Raw genomic sequence first — 5,723 nt, 5'->3', positions numbered from 1 at the left:
ATGCGAAAGTGAGGGAGTATTTAGAGGCAGCGCGTACTAAGGATAGTAACGTTTCTGATTTTGAATTTATAGAATCAGAAATCGACCAAGTTATTGAACATTTTGTTACTAACCAAGCCTATGCTAACAATAAATATACAGCTTTTGATGCATTGAAAAAGAACGCTGGGATCGTATCGATAAAGCTTTCGGGAATTTGCCCTGGTGCGAGTTGTGAGGAAGGAGGTCTTGACCCTTACAAAAAAATTGGAGTACCTGTTCCTGTCGGAGATAGAGGTCCATCCTGCCCTCAATGTCGATTTTGGATAACTGGACCTATGTTTCTTTTAGGTCAAGTTGTAGAAGGAAACCAGTTAATAAGAAAAATCAAGAAAAAAGTAATTGCTATCGACAAGATCAGAGAGTCAATAATTGATGCTGAGGACAACGGTAATACGCAGTTATATAACAAGTTATCAGGTCGAGAGGATCGTGAACTACGAATCCTGTCAAACATGTTAACTGAATGGTCTGAGCGCATGAAATTTTACGAAGCTTCAGTGAGAAAACTCGATGCATGGATCGCGTATAAAGACAAAAATCATGAGGAAAATTCAAGCCTTCCTATATCCATGTTTAGCAAGTCCACAGAAGAAGAAATTCGGTATGGTTTTAGTCAATCAAGCAATTTGGAACTGACTCATTTCCTCTCAACTGTATCTGAATTTCTTCCTGAGTTCATAGACTCTGATGATACTTCTGTACCTGATCTAGAGCAGGCTATTGCTAGATTTATGGCTATGAATAATCTAGGCGATATTATGTTTAAGTTGAATGATGAACAACGATTACAAGCTACCAATTTGATGACAGATGCGCTTATAAGCAATGTCGGGGCTGAATGTGCCGAAAACCTTCTTAATGGCGATGTCGCCCTGTCAGAATTTCCAGAATTAAGCCGTCAAGTAATTGAACTCGTCAGTAAAAGCGAAGAGAAGATTTTTAGACTCGATGCAAATACTTTTGAATCGATTGGGAGTAACTAAAACATGAATACTTCTGTATCTCAGTCACCGTCAGCTATTTTGTACAATGACCTATGTAAATCCGCGAATAGTAAAAGAAGAGAAAACGCACAGAATATAAAACTCACCTGCGATCATATGGTGCAAGATGGCGTGGAAATCACCTTGAGTGGGGTAGCCAAAAGATGTCTTGACTCATTTGGTAGTCCAGCGATTTCAACAGTAACAAACACTGGCTCAAAGCTGGGTGAATATGTTCGCTTACGAAAACAAGAGCAGAATATTAATAAGGGAACGATAATCGCAAGAACTGTCGTTTCTGCGAAAGTGTCAGATCCCGTACTAGCACAACAAGTAAAAATACTTGAAGAAACGGTCAAAGGACTGAGAAATGAAAATAACGCATTAAGGGTAATATTTAAGAAACTCAATACCGATATTGACAACGATATTAGTAGCATCCTACTGAGCGAACCAAAAAAACAAAATACCAGCGAAAAACTATTACCTTCAATCAGTCATACGCCACACTTAAAAAGCGCTGTCTCATCATTGCTAAGGCACTTAGCTGACAGAGGGTACGGTATGTATCGAGGGCGTTTTGGAATAAACAAGAAAACCGTATTAACCACTGCTGAGTTAGATGCTTTGAAAGAAGTAATCGATATTAGCGAAGCTGAGTTTAACGCTACATATGGTAACGACAAATAATTTTCGCATAGGGTTATAGCTAATGGCGAGTGGGCAGCAGAAAGCACAGCAAAATCTTGAGGCATTTGAGGCTTGGAAAGCCACACAGACGGACGATGACTTTAAACAAATCTTGTTCAGAGGTCAGCTAAATCGAATCGAAGTGGCAAAGGGTATCGGTTGTGGAAAATCGGCTTTAAATCAAAATCCTGCCCTCAAAAAAGCACTCAAAGCACTAGAGGGCGATTTACGTGATAGAGGTGTGCTTCCACCTCTTACGGAAAATGCTAAAAAAAACGAGGGTAAACCCCAAGCCTACGATAATACAGCGAATCGTAAGATGCTCGATTCAAAGCGGGTGTCGTCATTGGAAGCTGAGAACATTGAATTAAAAGCTAAGGTTAAGGAGCTTGAAAAGCGACTTGAGCGCTTTGGTGATCTGTCTGAAACCTTATCCGAATTGGGGTTGATGCCACGATGAATGCCGCTTTGTATGAAGACCAGATGCGTGTCACTAGCATCCCTTACTGCACGAGTAAACTCGTGATATTCAGCGGTGTACCGCTGGCGAAGGACTCTTATATAACCAATAGTGGGAAGTATTATGTCACTATCAAAGCCGACCCCGATAGCATCCCTGTGCTTCCAACGCTGGGTCAGCATTGGTCAGTCAAAGGCGCTCGCCAGATAGAAAACATGGAGGTAGGCGATTATGTGATGCAGCAGCACACTTATGAATCGCCAGAGCATGTTGAATGCACCTTGCCCGAAACAGGTGAGCAACTGATTCGCTTCATCGCCAGAGAAAGTGACTTCAAGGGTATTGGCGAAAGCAAAGCTAGGGCGCTCTGGCAGCTCTTGGGGAAAGAATTCCATGCCACATTAAGAAATGACACCCCAGAATCCAGAAAGTACCTGACATCGATTCTGAGTGAAGATTCAGTAGAAGCACTCTATAGAGGGTACGCCAAATACAAAAATTTGGCGCATTGCAACTGGATGAGTGAGCACAAAATCCCTGCCAGTGTGCAGCAACGGCTGCTCAAGCATCACGGTGAAGCCTCCATCGATGTTATCAAGGGTAATCCTTATGCTCTGATGGGCTTTGGTCTTTCGTTCAGTGCCATTGAAGATATTATCAAGGTAACGAATTTTAAGACCGATGTTGCGCAGGATGATCCAAGAAGGCTCAGCGCTGCTCTGGAAATGGCGATTCGAAAAGAGATTGAAAAAGGTCACACCTACACCACTCATGCTAATGTGCGCCCTTATCTCAACAAGTTACTGAAAGACAAAGTGCTAGTCACTCAAGCGTTCCAATCAGGTCATGATAAAGCCCAGTACATTTTAAATCCCGACACAGGAACCTACCATCCAACTGCGCAACTTCTGATGGAAAGTGTCGTTGCCAAGCGGCTAAATACACTGATTAAGCGAAATGACTTGTTTGATGAAAACGCCAATGCTGCGTATTGCTCTGCGGCTGCGGAGCTTCCCTACGAATTAACTCCTAAACAAATCGAAGCCGTAACAACGTGTCTAGATAATTCGGTAAGCTGTATTACGGGCGGTGCAGGAACAGGCAAGACAACGGTACTCAGAACGGCTCTCAGGGCTTACCATCAACTTGGATTTGAAATACACGCCGTTGCGCTCAGTGGCCGTGCTGCAATGAGACTTCATGAGTCCATCGGTTTTGTTACCTCAACCATTGCCAAATTGCTCCGTGAAGACCCTATTGAACCCAGTGTCGATAAACCAAATCACCTACTGGTGATTGATGAGGCAAGCATGATTGACTTGCCAACCATGTATCGTCTTGTGAATCACATTCACCCCTCTGTACGATTGATATTCACTGGCGACCCTGACCAACTTCCACCAATCGGCTGCGGAAAGGTGTTGGCAGACATCGTTGAAGCAAAAACGGTGGCTAATACGATGCTAGATATCGTCAAGAGACAAGAAGGTTCGACGGGTATCCCCGAATATTCAAAGCTCATTAATCAAGGTGTGATGCCTGAACAATTAAGCACAGGTGCAATACACTTTCACGAAACCAGTAAAACAGACATTTCCAAAGTCTGTTGCGAGCTTTACCAAGAATCTCCTAATAGCAGTCGTGTCATGGCTCCAACCAAGACACTAGCATCAGAAATAAATAAACTCACTCAACAAGCAGTTAACCCAGATAGTACCAGCCTTGAGTTCGCAATCAATGGTGACAAATTCTTTCTGCCACTTCGCCTCAATGATGCGGTGTTATTCACTCAGAATCATTACGAAAAAGGCATTCAGAACGGCTCTCTTGGCACACTAACTAGCGTAAAGTATTCTGGTGATAGTTACGGTGAAATAACACTAGATACAGGTGATAAGATCGAGGTAACACAATCCGTCCTAGACTGTATGGAATTAGGTTATGCCATCACCTTACACAAAGCCCAAGGCTCACAGTTTCCACGTATCATCATCGCCCTACAAAACGGAAGAATAGTTGATAGATCATGGCTCTATACGGCAATCACGAGAGCTGAAAGTGAAATTCATATCGTTGGTAGTAGCGATGATATAAAGAGTATCACCGAAGCCCCAAGCCACTCTCATAAGCGGAATAGCTACCTGAAAGAGCTTTTGAGCTAGCTCGGATCTGCCCCATTTTAATTTAGAGTTTCTACCAATACCATTTCTAGTCATTAGTATTTGCCCCAATTTCCCTAATGATTCAATATGAATTCAATTGCTCAGCGATGTGGATTGGATTGTGTCCATCGCTTTGGTAGCGATTCACTCACAAAACCATAAGTGATCCACAAAGTTGAGCTTGGGAAAAGCCGACTAGATCTAGTACTATAAACTCTTAAGTTACTGACAAATAGATGGTATGTCACAAGGTACGCCTTCTAAATCTATAGAGTGACGTTGGCTTAGTACTTATTCTCCTAAGGAAACAAAATGTCCGAATACTGCTTTTTTACTCCTGAATCCCAAGCACTTGCAGAGTCCGCCAATCTGAAAGAGTGCTTAGAACAGTACGCTGAGACCAATAAAAAGCAAATTTATGTACTCTCGCGCCCACTATCAAAAGAAGATCTGACTTACGAATACGAACATGCATTTGTAATTTTTTCATCGGGACGAAAGCCTTGTTTTGTCGATACATCTAACAACGAAGAAGAGTTTGAAGAATTCGTGGATGACTTCATTGACGACATGGCTTTTTTGTCTGAGAAGTTTGAGTATCGGAAAAAAATTGGTAGAAAAAAGCGGTGGTTGGAGCTTATTGAAACAACAACATGTGACAACTTAGACTTAGATTCCTTAGTACTTGAAAACCCTACAGATAGACGAGTAGCAGACCTGTTAACTTCTTTGGTCATTGGTAGTATCAATGACGTTAACAAAGTTGACTTAGATGCCAACAACCTCCTAGATAGCATTAAATCAAAGATAGTGCTCTTCGATACAGATCAGACGGGCTTCGTCTTTAAGATGGGAGCTAGTAAAAAATTCGTCATTCAAGGATTAGCAGGCTCAGGTAAGACGGAACTTCTTCTGCATAAACTCAAAGAAGTTTACTCAAACGAGCAGGAAGCACGAATTGCATTTACGTGTTTCAATAAAATACTAGCCTCAAGTATGAGAAGTCGCATACCTCAGTTTTTTGACTTTATGAAAGTTGAGAGACAAATCGATTGGGAGAATAAACTCTTCTGTTTCCACTCCTGGGGAAGTGGACGGCACCCTTACTCTGGTATGTATCGCTATATTTGCCACAAGTATGAAATTCCGTTTGGAACGTTCGCTGCGGGTTCGTTTGATCAACTCTGTAAAAAGGCAATCGAAGACATCAAAAGTGTAGCAGAGCCAAATAACCGAAAGTTTATATTTGACTATGTTTTCATTGATGAAAGCCAAGACTTTGGAGAGCACTTTGTTGAACTCTGTGAGTTAGTTACAGAGAAAAAAGTGTTTGTGGCAGGTGATGTGTTCCAGAACATTTTTAGAACAATTGATGACTCTGTAAGC

The 5,723-nt window shown here is 41.9% G+C and carries 5 protein-coding genes; all 5 read left to right on the top strand.

The window, feature by feature from the left end:
- Positions 1-1,025, top strand: a 1,025-nt coding sequence (locus tag CAG65_RS11110; protein ID WP_161453665.1) for a hypothetical protein, incomplete at its 5' end; no start/stop codon positions are given.
- A gap of 3 nt (positions 1,026-1,028) precedes the next feature.
- Positions 1,029-1,715: a hypothetical protein gene (locus CAG65_RS11105; protein ID WP_136979787.1), complete on the top strand. Its 687-nt coding sequence runs from the start codon at positions 1,029-1,031 to the stop codon at positions 1,713-1,715.
- Between the two features lie 22 nt (positions 1,716-1,737).
- Positions 1,738-2,175: a VPA1267 family protein gene (locus CAG65_RS11100; RefSeq protein ID WP_039450253.1), complete on the top strand. Its 438-nt coding sequence runs from the start codon at positions 1,738-1,740 to the stop codon at positions 2,173-2,175.
- Positions 2,172-4,337 (top strand): AAA family ATPase, encoded by a 2,166-nt coding sequence (locus CAG65_RS11095; RefSeq protein WP_161453664.1) that lies wholly within the window; start codon positions 2,172-2,174, stop codon positions 4,335-4,337. Before CAG65_RS11100 ends, CAG65_RS11095 begins: the two co-directional genes overlap by 4 nt.
- A 312-nt stretch (positions 4,338-4,649) precedes the next feature.
- A partial coding sequence (locus CAG65_RS11090; RefSeq protein WP_161453663.1) for an AAA family ATPase occupies positions 4,650-5,723 on the top strand: 1,074 nt, incomplete at its 3' end.

Origin of the sequence: Vibrio sp. V39_P1S14PM300 (assembly GCF_009904765.1) — a bacterium.
Classification (GTDB): Bacteria; Pseudomonadota; Gammaproteobacteria; order Enterobacterales; family Vibrionaceae; genus Vibrio; species Vibrio proteolyticus.
The sequence above is the reverse complement of the archived record's forward strand: the minus strand, read 5'-3'. Positions and strand labels throughout refer to the sequence as shown.

Coding starts and splice junctions, on each gene's coding strand:
- CAG65_RS11095 (WP_161453664.1), top strand. CDS start 2,172: ATGAATGCCGCTTTGTATGAAGACCAGATGCGTGTCACTAGCATCCCT.
- CAG65_RS11105 (WP_136979787.1), top strand. CDS start 1,029: ATGAATACTTCTGTATCTCAGTCACCGTCAGCTATTTTGTACAATGAC.
- CAG65_RS11100 (WP_039450253.1), top strand. CDS start 1,738: ATGGCGAGTGGGCAGCAGAAAGCACAGCAAAATCTTGAGGCATTTGAG.